This window comes from Pseudoxanthomonas helianthi (assembly GCF_017939625.1).
In the GTDB taxonomy this organism is placed as follows: domain Bacteria; phylum Pseudomonadota; class Gammaproteobacteria; order Xanthomonadales; family Xanthomonadaceae; genus Pseudoxanthomonas_A; species Pseudoxanthomonas_A helianthi.
In genome coordinates this window covers 887,128-909,104 of record NZ_JAGKTC010000001.1, presented here as the reverse complement: position 1 = coordinate 909,104, position 21,977 = coordinate 887,128, and the positions used below count along the sequence as shown (strand labels likewise).

Sequence of the window (21,977 nt, the reverse complement as noted above, 5' to 3'; positions counted from 1 at the left end):
ACTCGAAGAAGTCGCCACGCGATCAATCGCGTCCGTCGAGCGAAATGATGCCGGGACGCATCTCATGTTGCGCCTTGATTACAGTCAGGGCGCTCACCAACGGATCGCGAAACCGATAGAGGACCGACCTACCTTCCGCTCGCTTCCATGATATGGAGGTAGTCAATCCAACATTCGCGAATATCTTGACCGCTTCCTTCTTCTCAGAGAGGAATACCGGAGACTTCCATACGGCGGGACTGCTATTGGTAGGTTTCGTATCTGATGCGACCTCTGCACCCAATATGTATGGAATGCTCAACGACTTACGTTGAGCATGATCGCAGCTGGCCTCTATCTGTATGCCAACCCACCTCACGGGCGTATCGTGCTTGATGGCGAACTTTTCCCGTACTGCTTTCTCATTGGATGCAAAACGATGCCGGAACAGGCTGGGGCATGGCACGGCAATCACGGCGCCGCGGTCTCGGCCACTCATATGTTCGCCATGCGGATGGGCGATATGCAGTGCCGTGTTGATTGCTGCGACACCTCCAACGACGGCAGCCCCGCACTTAGTGCTAGCCATTGCACTTGGCATGGCTTTCTTCCAAAGTTCATCGTGCTGTGCGTCCTCAGGCAGGTGAGAGAGTCGATCTGCTAGCAACGCCGAAAGGATGTCCTGCAATGCAGCGCCTGGATGGGCAGCAGCAATCTCCACGCCAGTAGCTTTCTGAGCAAGCGCGCTAAGGACTTTGTCCAGGCTTCCATTCATGTCTCCGTCCATACCCCTAGCCAAGCCTACTAACGATCCAACACATGCGGCCGCAGCAGTGGACACATCATCCTGCCACTCGTAGAGCGCACGCAGCTGCGGAATGCCCTGCAGCTTGTCACGTACCGCATTCGGCAGATCAGCGCCGCGATCCCCCCCGAAATCCTTTTTATCCAATGGCAGAATCGTCGCGGGAACGGAGTCCGGATGTCGCTCGGCGAGATACTCCTCCAGCCCGGCAGCATCCTCTGGGTACCTAGTCCAGAGCACTAGTAGCAGTGAAGATTCCTTCGTAGCCATTCTGTCCAGAAGTGACCCGATGGCCGCATAGTTTGATTTGATGTTCGCTGCTGCTGGCATCAGATGCAGATCGCAAAATGCGATACGACAACCGCTCAGCCATCCAGCGTCTTCGGGTATACCTCCGGTGTAATGAATGGGAATACAGGGCACTCCCATCCGATGAAGCGTCCCGGCTAGTTGCGTCAGATAGGCCTCTTCATCATCAATGACGACAATACGACCAGAGCCGAACATCAACCACCTCCCTTGGTATTGTTGAAGACCAGCGCGATGATTGCGCCGTCGTATTCATCCGACAGGCCTACATCCGCAGCACTTGGAAACTGCAAAGTCCCCCCAGATAGCTCCATTGCGAGCTTCACGTAGTACAGCCCCAGGCCCATGCCGTCCGGACGTCGAGTGAAGAACGGCTTGGTCAACAGTTCGGGCAGATCACGGAAGCCAGGCCCGTTGTCAGCGACGATAATCGCAGGGCCACCTTCCAGATCGAGACTTGTTCCAATATGAATCTTGCGAGCCGATGGCTCGCCAGCGGATACGTCGGGCCAGCGGACTCGCAGCCAGTACAGCGCATTGTCGATCAGATTGGTCAACGCGCCTACCATGAGCTCGCGAGCCATAACTGCCTCAAAGTCCTGAGAGGCATTTTCGAGAATTGGGCAGTGAAGAGTAACTTGGTGATAACGGAAACGAGCCACGGATATATCGCGTGCTTGGCGTATGAGTTCGGACGCCCGCATCGACTTGCGGCCACTACGCCGTAGCAGTGTGCTGAACCCGTCTAGTAGCTGCGACAAGTCGATCGCCTTGCGTTCTAGTGCCGATCTCTCACCGCCAGATTTGAACGCTGCAAGTAGTTCGCGAACGCCTCGGTCGATCTCGTGGAAGACGACCGCTAGTCCCATGCCCGAGAATCCCGCGTGAACCAGGGTATCTTTCAATGCGTCGAATTCCGCCTCAATGCGGTTGATGAATGGTTCCAAGGCCTCGTCAACCTGGATTCGCTTGGCTTCCTTCCGCAAGGCTTCTATTGGAGGGCTGGCATCGAAGCGCTCTATCCCCTCTTTTTTCCCCAATAACTGTCGCAAACGGTCCTTGTCGTCCTGCCGTTCGGCTTCAAGCGCGGCAAGTGATGCCAGTACGATCCGCCTCAGTCGACGATAGGCGTCGTTCTCGACGAAACCTTCTCGATTAGTCTTTTCTACCAGATCCGTGCTGTGTTCAAGACTCAGATTGATTGCAGCCAGTACAACATTCCGGCTTACACGAATCGTAGGCTGGTTCACACGGCGTAGATCCAGCCCCAGCCAATCGTCGCCTCGCTCGCCATAGTTGTAAACGCGTATCGCATCGCGATAGACGCGTATCCCGCCGTTCTCGTTCAAATAGCGGGTCATCAGATCCGGTTCGGACATCCTGGTAAGCACTTCCTTGTCTCGATCGAATACAAAGAACTCGCCTTCTAAGGGGCCAATGCCCTTTAGAAAATCAGTATCGACCACGACCCTATTACGACCCTTGCCGCGGCGTTGTTTGCGCGGCATTGCTTCCTCAGCAGCTTCATCGGCCTGATCGTCTAGTTGCAGCGGCTGCAGCATTCCGTTCACAGTGCGGTTTGCTAGATCCACGCCGACGAGGCGGTTGATGAACGCGTACGTCCAGGTGAATTGTCCCTGTTCGTCGAGCGAGAAGGTGTAATGCCACAGCGCCTTGTCAAGGATATCGCCGACCGTGGGCAGGCCTTCGAGGTCGATTTCCCGGCCTGGGAGCTTCAATTCGACAGAGAATTCACGCTCGGCGGCGAAGGGCGAGCAGATCGATGTCACTTGTCGATAAAGGCGGCGCAGATCGCCCCGTGTCCACTCGTCTTGCCTTAGTCCTTCAATTACCACCTCAGTTCCATGGCTGTCGCCTGGAAATGTGACTGGCTCGCGCTTGCCAACCTGTAACTGCAAGTCTTCGAGATAGCCATCGCCAAGAATCTTGTCCCAGTCGATCTCTACTTGACGTTCGACAGGGTCACCAATCGCGCGCGTGACCAATCGGATCCGCTCGCCCAGTTTATGGACGGCGAACCGACCCAGACCTTTCTCTCCTAGCGGCAGGCGGCTAAAACGTTGAGTACGTCGGCCCTCTCTACGCTGACGACCGCGATGATCGGCCCCAGGTACGAACCAAACGTCGCGTATTGTCGCCTCGTCCATTCCATCGCCATCATCTCTTACGGTGATCGAGGCTGATGGCGTGCCAAGCTGGGCTAGCGTTACCACTACCTCCTCGGCGTCGGCATCGTAGGCATTTTTGACCAGCTCGAAGATGGCTAGCCGTTGATTGCCGATCAGCTCATCGCCAAGAAGGCGCAGAATTCGCGCCTTGGGCCGGAATCGGAAAGCCGAGTCGTCGCTCATGTAGTCGTTGAATCCCTAGGCCATATGAAAGGGCGCACGGGAGATTCTGTGCTCCCCAAGGCGTTGCTAGCATCTTGCCATGCAAAAAGCCTGCCAGGGACTAGTCGCCTACTAGGCCATGTTCCGGGTCAGAGCCGCTACCACTTCGGTCATGACGGGTGGACAAACTCCGTTGCCCAATATCCGGACTCGATCCCGGCGGGTGCCGACTTCAAGCTGGTAGGTGTCGTCAAAGCCCATAGCCCGTTGAAGCTCGGGTACCTGCAACATCCGCATCCGGTGCCCGTCCAAAGACGGCTCGACCAACGCGAAGCGGTCTACTGTCGTGATTGTTCGCAGGGGCCGTTCCAATGGTTGCCAGCCCCCACTACCGTCACTACCGTAATAGACCATGAGAAAGGGCTTATCCGGACCCAAGGCTGCCATGGCCCGATGTGCGCGGGCCAGGGTACCTTTAGCTCGCTTATCGGTGAACAATGGTGTGGTATCCCAAGTACCAAGCTTGTCCAGTATCGACTTGGCGCCCTTACGCGGCCCGGACCGTTTTCGGTCCACCACCCCGGGCTGCCCCTTGAGATCGCCGACCAAGAATAACCGTTTCCGGCTCTGCGCCACGCCGTAGTCGGAGGCATCCAGAACCTGTTCAGCGATGTGGTACCCCAGATTCTGCAGTTCGTGCTTAAGCTCCCCATAGCGCGACCAGGGGCGCATATGCACTACGTTTTCTAGAACAATCCATCGGGGTCGGAACGCGCGTGCATATTGGACGGCATATAACGCTGTAGCTCGGCTTTCCTCGCTACGTGGAGCAGCGCCCTTTGCGCATGTGTGGTTGGTGCATTCTGGAGAGGCCAGCAGGATGTCGATCGATCCTACCTGTTTCCTAAGTGCTGGAAGCACGATGTGCTCCAGGCGGCCTGTCACCACATGAGTGTCTTTGAAATTGGCCCGATAGGTATCGGTTGCGACCGGACACATGTCTACGGCCCCCACCATTTCGACGCCTGCAGCACGCGCCCCGGCGCTGCTGCCGCCCCCGCCGCAAAAAATGTCAAGCCCCCTCATGCGCGCTGCTCCGCTACCGTGCCGCCGCCAGGTTACCAGGCTTGGGGTTGGCCTGCACCTGTCCAAGGCCGCTCGTCTAGTTTATGAACGACATCGCCATCTGCTCCTATGGGCGAAGTAGAATCGTGAAGTGTCTCCGTCTCAAGAGACGATACATACCTTTTGCCCGGCTTTTTTCAGGGTCAGCATGGCTGATGTTATGACGCCCGCGCAGCGAAGCGCCCTGATGGCGCGTATCCGGGGTGTCGATACCAAGCCCGAGCGCGTGTTGCGTTCGGAACTGCACCGTCGCGGGCTGCGCTTTTTCAAGCATGTTAAGACCCTCCCGGGCAGGCCTGACATTGTGTTTCCACGTGCGATGGTTGTGGTGTTTGTCGATGGTGACTTTTGGCATGGCTATCAATTTCATCGATGGAAAGCCAAGCTGACTCCTTTCTGGCAGGAAAAAATCGAGGGTAATCGTATCCGTGATCGGCGAAATTTCCGTTGGCTTAGAACCAACGGTTGGACTGTAATCCGAATTTGGGAGCACGAGATCAAACTTGATGTCACGGCGTGTGCCGACCGAGTTTGCTGCGCAACTAAAGATAGATAGGGGAGAAACGGGAAAGATTCAGCGCTTCATGCAACTTTTCCAACGTGCGTCCACCCGATTGGCAAACCACGCAGTGGTCAGGTTGCGGGTGATCTTCGGGCTTTGCAGTTTGATCCCCGGCAGCACAGCACGAGGCAGTGGCCGGCCGGCGCTGCGGTCGGCAAGTTCGAACACCCGCCGGTAGAGATCGGTTTCATCGAAGTCCAGCGAATCCGCCTGCTGCAACGCCCGGCGGATCGTGCGGTCGTCCATGCCAAGGCGTCCGCCCAGCGAACGCACCGCGCGTTCGGTGCCTCCGGGCTTGCCCATCGACGCGCCGGGTGCGAGCAAATCGCCGTCGAGTTGCAGGTCGATGCCGCTGGCCTTCGCCACCGCCGCCTGGAACGCCGCGTTGCGGCTCGCATACCAGCCCGCGTTGAAGTCGGCGAAGCGGTACAGCATCACGTCGTAATGCGTGCGATAGCCCAGCAAGTGCTTCGTGCCGAAGTAGAGACCGCCGCGCCGGGTAAACACCTCGTCGCGGATCGTCTTGCCCGGCTCCAGCGGATACGGATAACCATCCGCGTGTTCCCTGGCAAAATCGATGCTGACTTGCATCGGTCCTGCCGTGTGCACTGGGTTCAGCCCGGCCAGCAGGCGCTTGCCCAGCGGCACCTCGGCGATCATGTCGACGTAGATGTCGTTGAGGCCCTTCTCGGTGCGCACGCTGTCGATGCGGTCGGAATAGCTGCGGCCATCGGGCGACTTCATCTTCAATGCCGCATCGACGGCGAAACGCGGAACGTGGTGTTCGCCCGCGCGCCGGTAGATTTCCTCGCGCGCGATGCGGCCCAGGTTCGGCACCGGCGGGTTGGTCTGGTAGGTCGATTCCTGCTCGGTCACCGCCAGCACCGCGCAGATGTTCGCCGCGTTGGCGGGAATGTCCTGCGACACCAATGCGACATAGACATCGTTGGCCCAACCGCGGCGGTCGGCCAGACTGGCCGGCAGCTTGCGCGCGATCTCGGCGCGGATGTCGTCGGGGCTGCGTTCGGGCGTTTGCGGCTGCATCGCGCACGCGGAAAGCATCAAGGCCGCGATGGCAGGAAGGCAGGGGAGATGCGCGCGGCGAAGGCGCGGGGCAGGGGGTGGTTCGGCCATGCCATATCAATACCTGTCCCGCTCCATCGGCCACAAGCGGGGCCGATCGATGGCGTTGTGCGGCGTTCAAGCATCGCTGGCATACGAATGCACCGCTGAATTCCGCATCGAGGGGTTCACCTGGGTGCTGCAATGCACAACAATGCCGGCATGTCCTCCGAGATCCTCCCCGCGAATGCCGGAGCGGCCACGGTCGCGTTGTCGCGCGGCCATCGCGCGCTGATCCTGTTCGCCCTGACCGTGGGCGGCTTCGCCATCGGCACCAGCGAATTCGCCAGCATGGGCCTGATGCCGAACCTGGTACGCGACCTGGGCGTCAGCGAACCGCAGGTCGGCCACCTGATCAGCGCCTACGCCCTGGGCGTGGTGGTCGGCGCGCCGCTGCTGGCCTTGCTGGCCGGCGGCTGGCCGCGCAAGACCCTGCTGCTGGCGCTGATGGGTTTCTATGCGCTGGGCAACCTCGCTTCGGCGCTGGGGCCGGATTACCACAGCCTGCTGGTGTTCCGTTTCATCGCCGGCCTGCCGCATGGCGCGTTTTTCGGCGTGTCCGCGTTGACCGCCGCGGCGATCAGCCGGCCCGAGGAACGCGGCAAGGCGGTCAGCCTGATCATGATGGGCCTGACCATCGCGATGCTGGTCGGCAATCCGCTGGCGACGTGGCTGGGCCAGGCGATCAGCTGGCGCTGGGCGTTCGCCAGCGTGTCGCTGCTGGCGCTGACCACGGTGCTGTTGACCGCGTGGTTCCTGCCGGCCGGTGCCGTGCCGGCGGTGAAGGCCGGCGTGCGCGCGGAACTGCGCGCGTTCAACCGTTTGCCGGTGTGGCAGGCGCTGTTGATCGGGGCGATCGGTTTCTCCGGCCTGTTCTGCGTTTTCAGTTATCTGGCGCCGACGCTGGTGTACGTGACCGGCGTGGAGGAAAGCTGGATTCCGTTCGGCCTGGCGGCCATCGGTCTCGGCGGCGTGATCGGCAACATCACCGGTGGCTGGTTGTACGACCGTTATGGTTTCCGCGGCGTCGCGTTGGCGCTGACTTGGGCCGTGGTCGTGCTGCTGCTGTTCCCGCTGGCCGCGCGCTCGTCCTGGACGGTGTTGCCCGGCGCGGTCGCGGTCGGCGTGATGGGCGCGATGGCGCCAGTGCTGCAGATCCGCCTGATGGACGTGTCGGGCGATGCGCAGACGCTGGCGGCGGCTTCGCACCATGCCGCGTTCAATGCGGCCAACGCGCTGGGCCCGTGGCTGGGTGGCTTGGCCATCGGCGCCGGCCTGGGCTGGACCTCGACCGGTTTCGTCGGCGCCGCCATGGCGGCATTGGGTCTGCTGGTCTATGCGTGGGCGGCGCGCGTCGATGCGCGCGAAGACGCGTGCGCGGAATGCGCGTGAATCGCAACGGGTGAGAACCCGGGCCGTTAGCCTGTATCTTTCCATCCTGGCCTGAAGCGATCGATTGGCGGGTGCCATCGCGTCGCGGCCGAAACCCCGAGGAAAGGTCCATGCAACCCAGCGGAATCGTGGGACGGAATCGCATCGCGGGCGCGAAGGTGCGCGCATGAGCCGGCGTGGCTGGTGGCTGTTCCTCGCGCTGGGCGTGATCTGGGGCATTCCCTATCTGCTGATCCGCGTCGCGGTGATGGAAATGTCGCCGGTGTTCGTCGCGTTCGCGCGCACCCTGATCGGCGCGGCGCTGCTGCTGCCGATAGCGGCGTCGCGCGGTCAGTTGAAGCCGGTGCTGCGCCACTGGAAGGCGCTGCTCGCGTTCACCCTGGTCGAAATCAGCGGGCCGTGGTGGCTGCTCGGCCATGCGGAGACTCGGATCAACAGTTCCACCGCCGGCCTGCTGATCGCGACGGTCCCGGTGTTGACCGCAGGCATCCTCGCACTGACCGGGCGCGAACGGCTCGACTCGCGTCGCGCGCTGGGCCTGGCGGTCGGACTCAGCGGTGTCGTCGCTCTGGTCGGACTGGATATCGACCTGTCCGACGGTTGGGCGGTCGGCGCGGCGCTGCTGGCGGCGGTGGGCTACGCGATCGGCCCGATCATCATCAACCGCGGCCTGTCCGGCGTGCCGCCGCTCGGCGTGATCGCCGCGTCGCTGGGGCTGGCCGCGTTGCTGTACGTGCCGTTCGCCACGGCGGCATGGCCGGCGCACTTCGGCTTGCAGGCCAGCGCAGCGGTGGTGACCTTGGGCCTGGTCTGCACCGCGCTGGCTTTCCTGCTGTTCTTCGCGCTGATCGCCGAAGCCGGCCCGGCGCGCGCCACCGTGATCACCTATTTCAATCTGCTGGTCGCGCTGCTGCTGGGCGTGTTGCTGCTGAAGGAGCCGTTGAGCCCCGGCATGCTGGTCGGTTCGGTGCTGGTGGTGCTGGGTTCGTTCCTGGCCACGACGGGGCGCAAGCGCGCCGCGGCGGCAAGCGAAGCCTAGCCGCGCTCAGGCGACCATGCCGACGCGGCGGCGTTCCGCGTTCATGTCGTGCACCGGGCGCACTTCGATGCAGCCGTAGCGGATCCACGGGAATTCGTGGGCGATGCGCGTGGCTTCCTCGATGCTGTCGGCCTCGATCAGGTTGAAGCCGGCCAGCATTTCCTTGGTTTCCGCGAACGGGCCGTCGGTGACGCTCGACTTGCCGGCGCGCACCCGCACCGATCGCGCTTCCGAAGGCTTCTGCAACTGCTGGGCCAGCAGCAGCGTGCCTTCGGCCTGCAGTTCGTCGGCATGGCTCAGGCAGCCGTGCATCAGCCGGTCGTATTCCTCGGCGGGCAGTTCCTTCAGCATTTCGGCGTCGGTATAGACCAGCAGCAGGTATTGCATGCGGGGGGCTCCGGGGCAGGGAGCGCGCATGATGCCCGATCCCGGCGACGGCCGCGTGGTGGTGCCATGACGCGCTGCAGCAGGGTGGCGAAAGCAAATCCCCCGTGGCCCCCTTTGAAAAAGGGGGCGGAACAAAGGCAAAGGCGCTCCCAGCACCAATTCACGGGGCGTACCTCCCCCTTCGCAGAAGGGGGATTGAGGGGGATGTGCTTTTCCCGGTGCAGCCGAAAAATATTTTTCGAAGCTTGTCGATTCCCGCCGCACCCGTCCGTCGTACCCAGTGAAAGCCGGCGAATCCGGCCCGAGCCCAGGAGAAACGACATGAAAGTGATGGTCCTCGTCAAAGCCGACGCCGATTCCGAAGCCGGCGTCATGCCTTCGCAACAACTGCTGGCCGAGATGGGCAACTACAACGAAGCCCTGTCCAAGGCCGGCATCCTGCTCGCCGGCGAAGGCCTGCACCCCAGCAACCGCGGCGCGCGCGTGCGCTTCGACGGCAAGCAGCGCACGGTCGTCGACGGCCCGTTCGCGGAAACCAAGGAGCTGGTCGCCGGCTTCTGGCTGTGGCAGGTGCGCTCGCTGGACGAAGCCGTGGAGTGGCTGAAGCGCGCGCCGTTCGACGGCGGTGCCGAAGTCGAGATCCGCCCGGTCTTCGAAGCCGAAGACTTCGGTGAGGCCTTCACCCCGGAACTGCGCGAGCAGGAGCAACGTGTGTTCGCCGAAGCCGCCGAACGTTCCGCCCGCGTCCACTGACCCGACCCGCCAAGGACAAAGCCATGCAACTGATCGCCTACCTCAACTTCCCCGGCACCGCGCGCGAAGCGATGGATTTCTACGCGAAAGCGTTCGGCGGCACCGTCACCCAGCGCTTCACCTACGGCGAGTCGCCGATGGCCGAGCAATGCGGCCCGGCTTCGGCCGACAACGTGATGCATTCGCAGGTCGAGATCCCGTCGAAGGCGGGCGGCAACGCGATCCTGATGGGCGCCGACGGCCCGCCGCCGCACGAAGCCGGCAGCACCTGCGTCAACGTCGTGGTCGACACGGCGGAGGAAGCCGAGCGCGCGTTCGCCGCGCTGGCAGAAGGCGGCACCGTGCAGTTCCCGATCGCCGAGACGTTCTGGGCCCACCGCTTCGGCGGCGTGCAGGACAGGTACGGCAAGGGCTGGATCGTCAATTGCCTGAAGCCGATGCCGTAACGGGTTCTCGACATCCCATCCCCGACACTCGACCCAAGGACACCCCGATGCCCCGCAATCTCTACGTCACCCTGCCCGTCAAGGACCTGCAGCGCAGCGTCGATTTCTTCGCCGCGCTCGGTTTCTCGTTCGACCAGAAGTTCGCCAGCGAAAACGGCGCCTCCCTGGTGGTCAACGACAACACCAGCGTGATGCTGGCCACCGAGGCGTTCTTTGCGACGCTGACCAAGGTGCCGATCGTCGACGCGCGCAAGGCCACCGAGGCCCTGTTCGCGCTGTCGCTGGACAGTCGCGAGGAGGTCGACGAACTGGTGCGCAAGGCGGTGGCCGCGGGCGCGGCCGCGGGCCACGACCCGGAGGACTACGGCTTCATGTACCACAGCGGCTTCGTCGACCTGGACGGCCACCAGTGGGGCGTGTTCTGCATGACCGGGTCCCCCGAAGCCTGAATCACGACGAGCAAACACCATCGATTCCAGAACAGGAGAAACGACATGACCAAGCCGGCAAAAAACACCGTTTGCATCTGGTACGACAAAGAGGCCGAAGCAGCGGCGCGCTTCTACGCCGAGACCTTTCCCGATACCCAGGTCACCGCGGTACACCGCGCGCCGTCGGACAATCCGTCGAACAAAGAGGGCGACGTGCTGACCGTGGAATTCACGGTGATGGGCATTCCGTGCATCGGGCTCAACGGCGGCCCCGAGTTCCCCCAGAGCGAGGCGTTCTCGTTCCAGGTCGCCACCGTCGACCAGGCCGAAACGGATCGTTACTGGAACGCGATCGTCGGCAACGGCGGCAAGGAAAGCCAGTGCGGCTGGTGCAAGGACAAGTGGGGCGTGTCCTGGCAGATCACCCCGGTCGTGCTGACCGAAGCCTTCACCGGATCGGACCCGGCGGTCGCCAAGCGCGCGTTCGACGCGATGATGCAAATGGGCAAGATCGACGTCGCCAAGATCGAAGCGGCGATCCGCGGCTGAGCGACAGATCCAATGGCACAGCGCGGAAACGCCGGCCCGAACGCGGAGACTCGAATGAGAAAGCTCAAGATCATCGAACATGTTTCGCTGGACGGCGTGATCCAGCATTCCGCCGACGGCGACGGTTTCCCTTACAGCGACTGGACCGCGCCCTATCGGAGCCCCGCCGGCCGGGATGCGGTGCTGGCCGCCCAGGGCGAGCGCTTCGACCTGCTGCTCGGCCGTCGCACTTACGACATCTGGTCGGAGTTCTGGCCGAAGGCGCCGAGCAGTCCGATGTCCGATGGCCTCAACGCGGCGACGAAGTACATCGCCACCCATCGTCCGGAGAGCCTCGAATGGGGCCCGGTCGAAGGCCTGGGGCCGGACGTCGTCGAGGGCGTTCGCCGGATCAAGTCGCAGCAGGGCCCGGATCTCGTGCTGTGGGGCAGTTCCACGCTGATCCCGACGCTGCTCGAACAAGGGCTCGCGGATGAAGTCCTGTTGATCGTCTATCCGGTCGTGCTGGGCACGGGAAAGCGTTTCTTCGCGGAAGGAACGCCTGCGCGCGCCTTCGAACTCATTCGTTCGGAAGCGTTTGCCTCCGGCATCGTCTTCAGCACCTACAAGGCTGCTGGTCCCTTGAAGGCCGGATAGTCCGCAGCACGGCGCGGGCCGTTTCCGATGGCCGGCGCAACAACCCGAAATTCCACAAAGGAACCTCTCCCATGCCCACCCAGATCTTCGTCAACCTGCCGGTCGCCGACCTGGAGAAGTCGAAAGCCTTCTACACCGCGCTCGGCCACACCCTCAACCCGAAGTTCAGCGACGAGAAGGGCGCCTGCGTAGTGGTCAGCGACACCATCTTCGTGATGTTGCTGGCCCGCCCGTATTTCCAGGAATTCACCCGGAAAGCGGTCGCCGACGCCAACAAGGAACTGCAGACCCTGATCGCCCTGTCCACGGGCGGCCGCGCCGAAGTCGACGCGACCATGGACAAGGCGCTGGCCGCCGGCGGCAAGGAGGCGGGTGAAGCCAGGGATTACGGCTTCATGTACCAGCGCAGTTTCGAGGACCCAGATGGGCACACCTGGGAAGTCTTCTACATGAACGAAGCCGAATTCCCCGGCGCTTGATACGGAGGAGATGGAAATGAGTTACGTCGATGGTTTCGTGGTACCGGTGCCGAAGGCCAACCTTGCGGAGTACAAGCGCTTTTCGCGCAAGGCCGGCAAGGTCTGGAAAGAGTACGGCGCGCTGGAATACATCGAGTGCGTCGGCGACGACGTGCCGCCGGGCAAGGTCACTTCGTTCCCGCAGGCGGTGAAGTTGAAGCCGGACGAAGTCGTGTTCTTTTCCTGGATCGTCTACCGCTCTCGCGCGCACCGCGACCGGGTCAACAAGCAAGTGATGGCCGACCCGCGCCTCGCCGGCATGGGCCCGAATGACATGCCGTTCGACGCGAAGCGGATGTTCTGGGGCGGGTTCAAGCCGGTCGTCGAACTCTGATATGCAGGAGACACGCATGAGCAAGCCGAATCCCGTCGTCTGGTTCGAAATCTACGTGCAGGACATGCCGCGCGCCCGCGCCTTCTACGAGGCGGTGCTGGACGTGAAGCTGGAAGCGCTGTCCGCGCCCGTGCCCGACCTGGAAATGTGGTCGTTCCCGGCGCAGGTGGAGGCGCCCGGTGCCGGCGGTGCGCTGGTGAAGATGAAGGGCGCGCCGTCGGGCGGTTTCGGCACGCTGGTCTACTTCGCCTGCGAGGACTGCGCCGTCGAAGCCGGCCGGGTGGCGGCCGCGGGCGGCAGCGTGTTCAAGGAAAAATTCCCGATCGGCGAGTACGGGCACATCGCCCTCGCCATCGACACGGAGGGCAACCAGTTTGGTCTGCATTCAATGGCATGAAAAGTGCTAAGTCCCGGGTGGCATTCCATTGGCATCGCGATCCACGCCCATGAGCTCCTCCGACTTCCAGCGCACCCTCAACACCCTCTGGCGGATGGAATCGCCGAAGCTGATCGCGCGGTTGACCCGGATGCTGGGCAACCTGGACAGCGCGGAGGAACTGGCCCAGGACGTGCTGGTGACCGCGCTGGAGCGCTGGCCGCAGGACGGCATCCCGGACAACCCCGCGGCGTGGCTGATGACGGCCGCGCAACGCCGCGCCATCGACCAGTTGCGCCAGCGCAAGCTGCACGCCGGCAAGCACGAGCAACTGGCTTACGAACTGGAGGGCGCCGACATGGCCGGACCCGCTAGCGACGCATGGCTGGAAGACGACATCGGCGACGATCTGCTGCGCCTGGTCTTCGTGGCCTGCCACCCGGTACTGCCGACCGAGGCGCGGGTCGCGCTGACCCTGCGCCTGCTCGGCGGCCTGACCACGGACGAGATCGCCCGCGCCTTCCTGCAATCCGAGCCGACCATCGCCCAGCGCATCGTCCGGGCCAAGCGAACCCTGGCGCAGAAGCGGGTGCCGTTCGAGGTGCCGCGCAAGGCCGAGCTGGGCGAGCGGCTGGATTCGGTGCTGGAAGTGGTCTACCTGGTGTTCAACGAAGGCTATTCCGCCACCGCCGGCGAGGACTGGATGCGTCCGGCGCTGTGCGAGGAAGCGCTGCGGCTGGGCCGGGTGCTGGCCGGGCTGATGCCCAGCGAGCCGGAGGTGTACGGCCTGCTGGCGCTGATGGAGCTGCAGGCCTCGCGCCTGCGCGCGCGGATCGGCGCCGACGGCGAGCCGGTTTTGCTGCTGGAACAGGACCGTTCGCGTTGGGATCGCCTGCAGATCCAGCGCGGGTTCAATGCCCTGGAACGGGCGGCTGCCCTGGGCGGGGCCGATGGCCCTTACGCCCTGCAGGCGGCCATCGCCGCCTGCCATGCCCGGGCGCCGCGGGCACAGGTCACGGATTGGGCGCGCATTGCGTCACTTTATGCTCGGCTGGCGCAAACCATGCCCTCGCCGGTGGTCGAGCTGAACCGGGCCGCGGCGGTGGGCAAGGCCTCGGGCCCCGAGGTCGCCTTGCCGCTGGTCGAAGCGCTGCGCGACGAGCCCTTGCTGCGTGAGTACCCGCAGCTGCCGGCGCTGCAGGGCGACCTGCTGGAGCAGCTCGGCCGCCGCGACGAGGCGAGGCAGGCTTTCGAGCGTGCGGCGGCGTTGACGCGCAATGCGCGGGAGCGGAGCCGGATGCAGGCGCGGGCGCAGGCTTGCGCGGAGTAGGGCGAGCCGAACTCGACGCATCGGTTTTGCTCGTCATCCCAGCGAACGCTGGGATCCATTTGCTTGTTCTTCTTGTAGGAGCGCACTTCAGTGCGCGACCGTAAAAGTGAAGCTGCGCGGCAACTCCTGGGCGCAGGAGGGCTTCCGGTCGCGCACTGAAGTGCGCTCCTACAAGAGCATTTCGCCTCTCGGCGACTTACTTTTCTTTGCTTGTGCAAAGAAAAGTAAGCAAAAGAAACACACCCTGCCTCGCGCCCTTCGCTACGCGAAGGGTTCGCGGAGCCGGCGGAATTTTCGGACGGCACATCCATGTGCCTTCCGAAAACGACACGCATCCTGCGTGTCGCCCCTTACGGGGTTACCCACCGGCTCCGCCGCTGCGGACGGGAGAGAAGTGCGAAAAGCGAAACAGCCTTCGCATTTTGCGGATACGGACCGCGTGTTTCCTACCAGCGCGCAACCAACCGTTTGAACGGTTTGGCGACGCGCATCCCTTCCGCATCGAAATTGCCTGCTGGTTTTCCGTCGATTTCTACGGAAGTGGGCCTGCGACGATTAGGCCAATGCACCTGCAACGCAGCGTCTTTACGCAGGCCTGAGCCGAGTTCGATGCGCAGTTCGTCGCCTTGCTGTTTCGCATGCATCGTCAACGCGCCGTAAGCCGTCGGCAGGCCGTTCACGCCCAGGCCTTCGCCCTGCAGCCACGCCTGCGGCGTGCCGGGCAGCAGGTCCAACGCGTCGTCGCCTTCGTGCATCAGCATGCCGAAGATCGCGCGGGCGTATTCCGAGCCGATCCAGGTATGCGGCATGTCGCCGAGGTAGATCGCGTGGCGCAGGTCGGAGTACACGACTTCCGCCAGCACCTGCCACGGCGCGGGACGGCGGTGGCCGAGGAAGCGCATCAGCAGTTCGTCGGCGACTTCCGGTTGGTCCAGGTGCACGTAGGTCAGCACGTTGCGGATTTCGTACGGCGTGTAGGCGAACAGCGCGCCGGGTTCGTCGCGCTTGCGCACGTCGGCGAGGTAGCGTTCGAACGTGGTCTTCAGCGCGGCGGCGGGCATCGCGTCCTGCTGGCCGGCCGGATCGAGGCCGATGGAAAGGCTGGTCGGGTCGCTGCCGCCGGTATCGGCGTCGGCCGGGATCGTGTCGGTGCCTTTCCAGCGCATCGTCGCTTCGATCGATGCGGTCATCGATTCGCGCAGCGCGGCGTACTGTTCGCGCGCCCACTTCGCGGTTTCGTGGTCGCCCCATTGCTCGGCCAGCCAGGCGCCGTCGTGCCAGCCCTTCAGCGCCCACCAGTCGTCCCAGTAGCTATGGGTGGGCACCGGATAGCCTTCGTGGCTGATCGACGGGGCGATGATGCCGCGGAAGCGTTCCGGCGCGGGCTGGTCGGCCTTGTAGCCGGGCACCAGGGTGCGTTCGCGCAGTTCCTGCATGAACTTCATCGCGCGGCGCACTTCGTCCTGGTAATCGCGCACGCTGGACGCGCCGCCGTCGATCCGCGCGAGTTCGGCGACCAGCCAGATGAATTCGCCCTGGGCGTCGTATTCGATGTCGGAACCGAAGCCGGTGTTGACCGTGCCGTCGTCGTTGAGGATCGGCGAGACCAGGCCGTTCTCGTGTACGGCGTGCGAGGCGTACCACGCCAGGTAGTCGCGGGCGGTCTTGGCCATGCCCATCCGCGCCAGGATCGCGGCGGTGGCGGCGCCATCGCGGATGAAGGAGCGGTTGTAGTTGCGCGGTCCGGGCTGCATCGCCGGGCCGCTCTGGTTGATCAGCATGTACGCGGCCTGTGCGCGCAGCATGTCGACCAGCGAATGGTCGGGCAGGCTCAGGCCGATGCGTCCCAGCCGTGCCTGCCATTGCCGTGCGGTGTCGTCGGCGAGGCGGTCGAAGGCGGCGCCATCGAGCGGCGAGGGCAAGGCGGGCGTCGGCGCTTGCGGCAGCGGCGATTTTTCCGGATCGATGCGCCGGTCGCCCAGCGCGAAGACCAGGATGAAGTCGCGCTGCGCACCCGGCGCCAGCCGTACCTGCCAACTCTGCATCGCCGCCGCGAGGCCGGCGTCGTCGTGCGCCCCTGCCTGCGCCGGCACCTTGCCTTCCGCGGCGAAGCGGGTGATCTCGCCTTCGCCATGCGCGCCGAACGCCGCCGCACCCTGCGCATCGGCCGCCTGCGCTGCGCGATACAGCGTGCGGCCGTTGACCCGTACCGCATCGCCGTCGAGCGCGATGTCGTGGATCGCCGACAGTCCGCCGTTCTGCCACGGCGGGCTGACCTGCATCGGCCGCGTCAGCAGCGAGAACGTGCCATCCACCGCGCGCTGGCCGGTGTTGCGCAGCCGATGCCGCACCAGCACCACCGGCATGCCGTCGCGTTCCACCGCGAAAGCTTCGCTGTGCAGTTCCAGCCCCGGTTGCGGCGACCAGCGCAGGTTCGGCATCGGCATCCAGCCTTCGCGCAGTGCGTGTTCGATCTTCGTGGTGGATGTGGCCGCCGCGGCCTTTCCGGAAGCATCGCGCCACAGCGGCTGCACCAGCGGCGCGCCCTTGAACGCTTCGAGGTTGCCGTATTCGTCGAATACCGCCTTCTGCCGCCCGGCCGGAATGCCGACCGCGGTCCAGTACACCTGCTGCTCGTGCAGCGACGAGGGGAACAGCGCCGCATCGCGCTTCGCCGCGGCGAGCTGGTAGCGCTTCATCGGCGTCATCGCCTGCTTCGGCCCGAGCAGGCGCAGGCGTTCGAGGCTTGGCGGCGTGGTGCCCGCGCTCGCGCTCAGACGCAGCGCGGAAACGCTGCGCGGTTTGTCGGTGGCGAGGAACGACGACTTGCCGTAGCTGTCCGGTTCTTCGGCCAGCACGCTCCATTGGCCCGATCCATCGCGCGCTTCGAGTTTCGCCGCCTTCGGCGTTTCGCCCCACCAGGCCTGCAGGCCTGCCAGTTCCAGCGGCTGCGGCAGTTCGATCAGCAGCTCGCGCGCTGCACCTTTCCCGGCAGGCAGCGCGCGCGCATTCGTGCCGAGCCACCATTGCGCGGTATCCGCGTTCTTGCCGGCGATCTTCGGCGCCTCGTCGACGGCATATGGCTGGAACTCGAACACCGACACGCCCCAGTCGGCGGTGCGCGCCGGCGCGGCGAGGCGCAGATAGCGTGCGCGCACCGCGGGGAACACGTCGTATTCGATGCCGCCGATGCCGTCGCGGGTCTCGTAGGCGGTGCGCCACTGTTTGCCGTCTTCGGAAACCTGGATCGAATACGCGCGCGCCCCGCCCCATTCCCAATGGACCTGGGCCGCACCGATCATCGCGCTGCGGCCCAGGTCCAGTTGCAACCAGTTGCCCGGCGAGAACGCGCCGCCCCAGCGCGTGGCCGGGTCGCCGTCGATGGCATACGCCGAGGCCATCGCCGGGTTCTCGGTGGAGGAACTGCTGGCCTTCCATTGCGAACGCGGCGGCAAGCCATCGTCGGCATGGGCGAGGGAGGCCGCGGAAATACAGATGGCCAGGAGCAGGACGCAACGCAGGAAGCTCGACATTCGAATGTCCGGACGCAGGGGAACGGCCGAATCCTAGCCATGTAAACGTTTACATGCGAGTCGCGGTGCAGCACGCCGGCTGCGCTGTCCCGTGGGCGGGAGAGTCATTCCCTGGCCGCGGGGTTTATCGCCACCGGCATCGGCCCTACCCTAGCGACCGCCTTCCGCCGCGCAGCGCTGCCGTGTCCAGGGGCAGCATTCGGCGGTTCTCCATCCGGGAAACACGCGTGCCTCCGATCATTTCCATCCGCGGCCTGACCAAGACCTATGCGTCGGGCTTCCAGGCGCTGAAAGGCGTCGACCTCGATATCGAACGCGGCGAGATCTTCGCCCTGCTCGGGCCCAACGGCGCCGGCAAGACCACCCTGATCAGCATCGTCTGCGGCATCGTCAACGCCAGCAGCGGCACGGTGCTGGCCGACGGCCACGACATCGCGCGCGAATACCGCGCGGCGCGTTCGAAGATCGGCCTGGTGCCGCAGGAACTGCACACCGAGGCGTTCGAAAGCGTGTGGGCGGCGGTGCGCTTCTCGCGCGGGCTGTTCGGACGCAAGCCCGATCCTGCGCACCTGGAAAAGGTGCTGCGCGATCTGTCGCTGTGGGACAAGAAGGACAGCAAGATCGCCGCGCTGTCCGGCGGCATGAAGCGGCGTGTGCTGATCGCCAAGGCGCTGGCCCACGAGCCGTCGATCCTGTTCCTCGACGAGCCCACCGCCGGCGTCGATGTCGAACTGCGCCACGACATGTGGAACATGGTTCGCGGCCTGCGCGAGCGCGGCACCACGGTGATCCTGACTACGCATTACATCGAGGAAGCCGAAGAAATGGCCGACCGCATCGGCGTGATCAACCACGGCGAACTGGTCGTGGTCGAGGACAAGCACACGCTGATGCGCAAGCTGGGCAAGAAGCAATTGGCCCTGACCTTGCAGCAACCGCTCGCGGAGATTCCGGCTGCGTTGGCCGACCTGCCGCTTGAACTGGCCCAGGACGGCGCCGTCCTGGTCTATACCTTCGACGTGCAGGCCGAGGAAACCGGCATCGCCGCCTTGCTGCGGAGGTTGGGCGAACAGGGCATCGACTTCAAGGACCTGCATTCCAGCGAGAGCTCGCTGGAGGATATCTTCGTCAGCCTGGTGCGGGAGGCGCGCGCATGAGCTTCGCTTCGCTGAACTGGCCGGCGGTCAAGGCGATCTACCGCTTCGAGATGGCGCGCACCTTCCGCACCATCACCCAGTCGATCGCCTCGCCGGTGCTGTCGACTTCGCTGTATTTCGTTGTGTTCGGCGCGGCCATCGGCGCGCGCATGGGCGCGGTCGAGGGCGTCAGCTACGGCGCCTTCATCATCCCCGGCCTGATCATGCTGTCGCTGCTCAACGAGAGCATCTCCAACGCCTCGTTCGGCATCTACATGCCGAAATGGTCGGGCACCATCTTCGAACTGCTGTCGGCGCCGGTGTCGTTCGTCGAGGTGGTGATCGGTTACGTCGGCGCGGCGGCGACCAAGTCGCTGATGCTCGGCCTGCTGATCCTGGTTACCGCACGTGTCTTCGTGCCGTACCACATCGAACATCCGGTCTGGATGGTCGCGTTCCTGCTGCTGACCTGCGTCAGCTTCAGCCTGTTCGGTTTCATCATCGGCCTGTGGGCCGACGACTTCCAGAAACTGCAGGTGATCCCGCTGATGATCGTGACCCCGCTGACCTTCCTCGGCGGTGCGTTCTATTCGATCAACATGCTGCCGCCGCTGTGGCAGAAGATCGCCCTGTTCAATCCGGTGGTGTACCTGATCAGCGGTTTCCGCTGGAGCTTCTACGGTATTTCCGACGTCAACGTCGGGGTCAGCATCGCCGCGATCCTCGGCTTCCTGGCTGCCTGCCTGCTGGCGGTTTGGTGGATTTTCCGGACCGGGTACAAGATCAGGAACTGACGCGCCCATCCGCGTCCGGTCGCGTCTAGAATGCCCGGGACACAGGGAGTGTTCCGGGGGGAACCATGAACGCAAGGGGAGCGCTGGCGTTGCTGGCGGCGTTGCTGGCGGCACCTGCCATGGCGCAGGTGAACGTCGACGCCTATGTGAAGCAGGACCGCATCGAGCGGATCAAGATTTCGCCGAGTGGCGAGTTCCTGGCGTTCACGGTGCCGATGGAGGACCGCACCGTCCTCGCCATCATGCGCCGCGCGGACAAGAAGATCACCGCCAAGGCCACAGGGCGCAAGGACTCGGTGGTCAGCGACTTCTGGTGGGCCAACGGCGAGCGCGTCATCGTCTCGATGGCCGAGCGCCTGGGCAGCCGCGACGAGCCTTATGCTACGGGCGAACTGCACGCCATCAACGCCGACGGCAGCAAGGCCATGACCCTGGCCAGCCCATACGGCGTCGGCGACGCGATCAACGCCGGCCGCATCCAACTTGAACTGGAGCCGGCGGTGTACCTGATCGACACGCTTCCGGGCGACGAGCGCAGAGTGCTGATCGCGGCCTGGCCGTTCAGTAGCAATCCGATGACCAGCGTCGAAATGCTGGACATCTACAACCGCCGCCGCACGACGGTAGCGACCGCACCGGTCGGCAGGGCGCGCTTTGCAGCCGACGCCGCCGGCGAAGTCCGGTTCGCCGCGGGTTACGGCTCCGACAACAGCAGCAAGCTGTATTACCGCGATGCGCGCGGTTCGGATTGGCGATTGGTCAACGACGAGGCGCAGAGCCATCGCGTGGTCTTTCCGCTCGGTTTTTCCGAAGACGGCAAACTCGCCTACCTGCAAAGCGAAATGGCCGAAGGGCCGGATGCGATCCTGTCCTACGATCCCGCCAGCGGAAAGCAGGTCGAGTTGCTACGCGATGCCGTGGCCGATCCCTGGGAAACCATCGAGCGACTGGGCGCGCGCGAACCGGCGGGCGCCTGGTTCATGCACGATGGTCTGCGCAGCCGCTTCTTCGACGAAACCACCGCCACGGCGCGCCTGTACCGCAGCCTGGAAAAAGCCTTCCCCGGCCTGGCGGTGTCCGTCACCTCGACTACCAAGGATGGACGACTGGCACTGGTCTACGTCTGGAGCGAGCGCAACAACGGCGACTACTACCTGTTCGATACCGTGGCCAAGACCGCGAATATGGTCTACAGCCGGCGCGAATGGTTCGATCCCGCACGCGCACAGCCCACGCGCGAAGTGGAGCTGAAGGCGCGCGACGGGCGCAAGCTGTATGGCTACCTGACCCGTCCCGCGGGCAAGGAGAACGGCGCCCTGCCGCTGGTCGTGCTGCCGCACGGCGGCCCGTTCTCGGTGTTCGACGAATGGGGCTTCGACGACGAAAGCCAGATGCTGGCGGAGGCGGGTTACGCCGTGTTGCGGGTCAACTTCCGCGGTTCCGGCAATTACGGCCGCGACCACCTGCAATCGGGCGCCAAGGAATGGGGAAAGGCGATGCAGGACGACCTGACCGACGCGACCCGCTGGGCGGTGGCGCAAGGCATCGCCGATCCCGCGCGCATGTGCATCTACGGTTCGAGTTACGGCGGCTATGCCGCGCTGATGGGCGTGGCGAGAGAACCGGACCTGTACCGTTGCGCGGTCGGGTATGTCGGCGTGTACGACCTGGAACGGGTGTACCGCGACACGCGCGACAGCCGTTCGTCCCGGGTCTGGGTCGGCGACTGGCTGGGCGAACGCGACACGCTCGCCGCGGTGTCGCCGGTGAACCTCGCCGGCAAGATCAAGGCGCCGGTATTCCTCGCGGCGGGCGGCCGGGACGAGCGCGCGCCGATCGAGCACAGCAAGAAGATGGAGAAGGCGCTGAAGGCCGCAGGCGTGCCGGTCGAAACGCTGTACTACGACACCGAAGGCCACGGCTTCTACAACGAGGCGCACCGCCGCGAGTACTACGTGCGGTTGCTGGAGTTCCTGTCGCGGTATCTGGGCGGGGCGAAGGCCAAGGCGGGATAGCCTTCGGCTATCCCGCCCATCGCCTGCTCGATTTCCTCGGGCTCTAAACGGAGCA

General features: G+C 64.2%; 21 protein-coding genes. 15 read left to right on the top strand and 6 right to left on the bottom strand.

Translation table 11 applies throughout. The features are described 5' to 3' along the window. Nucleotides 1–22: 22 nt before the first annotated feature. The 3 genes from J5837_RS04100 to J5837_RS04090 form a co-directional block, all read right to left on the bottom strand. Nucleotides 23–1,291 (bottom strand): hypothetical protein, encoded by a 1,269-nt coding sequence (locus J5837_RS04100; RefSeq protein ID WP_210535434.1) that lies wholly within the window; start codon nucleotides 1,289–1,291, stop codon nucleotides 23–25. Beyond that, on the bottom strand, nucleotides 1,291–3,465 hold the full coding sequence (locus J5837_RS04095; RefSeq protein WP_210535433.1) for an ATP-binding protein: 2,175 nt from the start codon (nucleotides 3,463–3,465) through the stop codon (nucleotides 1,291–1,293). Before J5837_RS04095 ends, J5837_RS04100 begins: the two co-directional genes overlap by 1 nt. Nucleotides 3,466–3,576: 111 nt before the next feature. Next, nucleotides 3,577–4,530 carry a DNA cytosine methyltransferase gene (locus J5837_RS04090; protein WP_210535432.1) on the bottom strand — a complete coding sequence of 318 codons (954 nt, stop codon included), beginning with the start codon at nucleotides 4,528–4,530 and terminating at the stop codon, nucleotides 3,577–3,579. Nucleotides 4,531–4,717: 187 nt separating this feature from the next. Between J5837_RS04090 and J5837_RS04085 the strand changes: the two genes are divergently transcribed. Continuing rightward, nucleotides 4,718–5,125 carry a very short patch repair endonuclease gene (locus tag J5837_RS04085; RefSeq protein WP_210535431.1) on the top strand — a complete coding sequence of 136 codons (408 nt, stop codon included), beginning with the start codon at nucleotides 4,718–4,720 and terminating at the stop codon, nucleotides 5,123–5,125. A gap of 18 nt (nucleotides 5,126–5,143) precedes the next feature. Here J5837_RS04085 and J5837_RS04080 read toward each other — a convergent pair whose 3' ends face one another. Further along, a complete protein-coding gene (locus J5837_RS04080; RefSeq protein WP_210535430.1) occupies nucleotides 5,144–6,265 on the bottom strand; it encodes a DUF1615 domain-containing protein in 1,122 nt (373 codons plus the stop codon). A gap of 150 nt (nucleotides 6,266–6,415) precedes the next feature. On the opposite strand from J5837_RS04080, the gene J5837_RS04075 reads away from it, so the two are divergent. Both J5837_RS04075 and J5837_RS04070 read left to right on the top strand, forming a co-directional pair. Continuing rightward, nucleotides 6,416–7,645 (top strand): MFS transporter, encoded by a 1,230-nt coding sequence (locus J5837_RS04075; protein WP_244755604.1) that lies wholly within the window; start codon nucleotides 6,416–6,418, stop codon nucleotides 7,643–7,645. Nucleotides 7,646–7,811: 166 nt separating this feature from the next. Continuing rightward, nucleotides 7,812–8,684: a DMT family transporter gene (locus J5837_RS04070; RefSeq protein ID WP_210535428.1), complete on the top strand. Its 873-nt coding sequence runs from the start codon at nucleotides 7,812–7,814 to the stop codon at nucleotides 8,682–8,684. 6 nt (nucleotides 8,685–8,690) lie between these two features. On the opposite strand, the gene J5837_RS04065 is transcribed toward J5837_RS04070, so the two are convergent. Then, nucleotides 8,691–9,071, bottom strand: coding sequence for a YciI family protein (locus tag J5837_RS04065; RefSeq protein ID WP_210535427.1), 381 nt, complete (start codon nucleotides 9,069–9,071; stop codon nucleotides 8,691–8,693). Nucleotides 9,072–9,392: 321 nt separating this feature from the next. Here J5837_RS04065 and J5837_RS04060 point away from each other — a divergent pair, with 321 nt between their 5' ends. The 9 genes from J5837_RS04060 (at nucleotide 9,393) to J5837_RS04020 (ending at nucleotide 14,444) form a co-directional block, all read left to right on the top strand. Beyond that, nucleotides 9,393–9,824, top strand: coding sequence for a YciI family protein (locus J5837_RS04060; protein ID WP_210535426.1), 432 nt, complete (start codon nucleotides 9,393–9,395; stop codon nucleotides 9,822–9,824). Between the two features lie 23 nt (nucleotides 9,825–9,847). Further along, nucleotides 9,848–10,270, top strand: coding sequence for a VOC family protein (locus tag J5837_RS04055; RefSeq protein ID WP_210535425.1), 423 nt, complete (start codon nucleotides 9,848–9,850; stop codon nucleotides 10,268–10,270). A gap of 47 nt (nucleotides 10,271–10,317) precedes the next feature. After that, nucleotides 10,318–10,719, top strand: coding sequence for a VOC family protein (locus tag J5837_RS04050; RefSeq protein ID WP_210535424.1), 402 nt, complete (start codon nucleotides 10,318–10,320; stop codon nucleotides 10,717–10,719). Nucleotides 10,720–10,764: 45 nt separating this feature from the next. After that, entirely contained in the window at nucleotides 10,765–11,250 is a 486-nt protein-coding gene (locus tag J5837_RS04045; protein WP_210535423.1) for a VOC family protein, read from the top strand. Between the two features lie 54 nt (nucleotides 11,251–11,304). Further along, nucleotides 11,305–11,886: a dihydrofolate reductase family protein gene (locus tag J5837_RS04040; protein WP_210535422.1), complete on the top strand. Its 582-nt coding sequence runs from the start codon at nucleotides 11,305–11,307 to the stop codon at nucleotides 11,884–11,886. Nucleotides 11,887–11,957: 71 nt separating this feature from the next. Beyond that, complete coding sequence (locus tag J5837_RS04035; protein WP_210535421.1) at nucleotides 11,958–12,365, top strand: VOC family protein; 408 nt, start codon at nucleotides 11,958–11,960, stop codon at nucleotides 12,363–12,365. Between the two features lie 16 nt (nucleotides 12,366–12,381). Further along, nucleotides 12,382–12,738, top strand: a complete 357-nt coding sequence (locus J5837_RS04030) for a DUF1428 domain-containing protein (RefSeq protein ID WP_210535420.1) — start codon at nucleotides 12,382–12,384, stop codon at nucleotides 12,736–12,738. 16 nt (nucleotides 12,739–12,754) lie between these two features. After that, nucleotides 12,755–13,135 (top strand): VOC family protein, encoded by a 381-nt coding sequence (locus J5837_RS04025; RefSeq protein ID WP_210535419.1) that lies wholly within the window; start codon nucleotides 12,755–12,757, stop codon nucleotides 13,133–13,135. Between the two features lie 49 nt (nucleotides 13,136–13,184). After that, nucleotides 13,185–14,444 carry an RNA polymerase sigma factor gene (locus tag J5837_RS04020; protein ID WP_210535418.1) on the top strand — a complete coding sequence of 420 codons (1,260 nt, stop codon included), beginning with the start codon at nucleotides 13,185–13,187 and terminating at the stop codon, nucleotides 14,442–14,444. A 446-nt stretch (nucleotides 14,445–14,890) separates the two neighbouring features. On the opposite strand, the gene J5837_RS04015 is transcribed toward J5837_RS04020, so the two are convergent. Further along, a complete protein-coding gene (locus J5837_RS04015; protein ID WP_210535417.1) occupies nucleotides 14,891–17,977 on the bottom strand; it encodes a discoidin domain-containing protein in 3,087 nt (1,028 codons plus the stop codon). 227 nt (nucleotides 17,978–18,204) lie between these two features. Between J5837_RS04015 and J5837_RS04010 the strand changes: the two genes are divergently transcribed. The 3 genes from J5837_RS04010 (at nucleotide 18,205) to J5837_RS04000 (ending at nucleotide 21,922) form a co-directional block, all read left to right on the top strand. Further along, nucleotides 18,205–19,134 carry an ABC transporter ATP-binding protein gene (locus J5837_RS04010; protein WP_210535416.1) on the top strand — a complete coding sequence of 310 codons (930 nt, stop codon included), beginning with the start codon at nucleotides 18,205–18,207 and terminating at the stop codon, nucleotides 19,132–19,134. 11 nt (nucleotides 19,135–19,145) lie between these two features. Beyond that, a complete protein-coding gene (locus J5837_RS04005; RefSeq protein WP_210536132.1) occupies nucleotides 19,146–19,907 on the top strand; it encodes an ABC transporter permease in 762 nt (253 codons plus the stop codon). Between the two features lie 65 nt (nucleotides 19,908–19,972). Then, entirely contained in the window at nucleotides 19,973–21,922 is a 1,950-nt protein-coding gene (locus J5837_RS04000) for an alpha/beta hydrolase family protein (protein WP_244755601.1), read from the top strand. Nucleotides 21,923–21,977 lie beyond the last annotated feature (55 nt).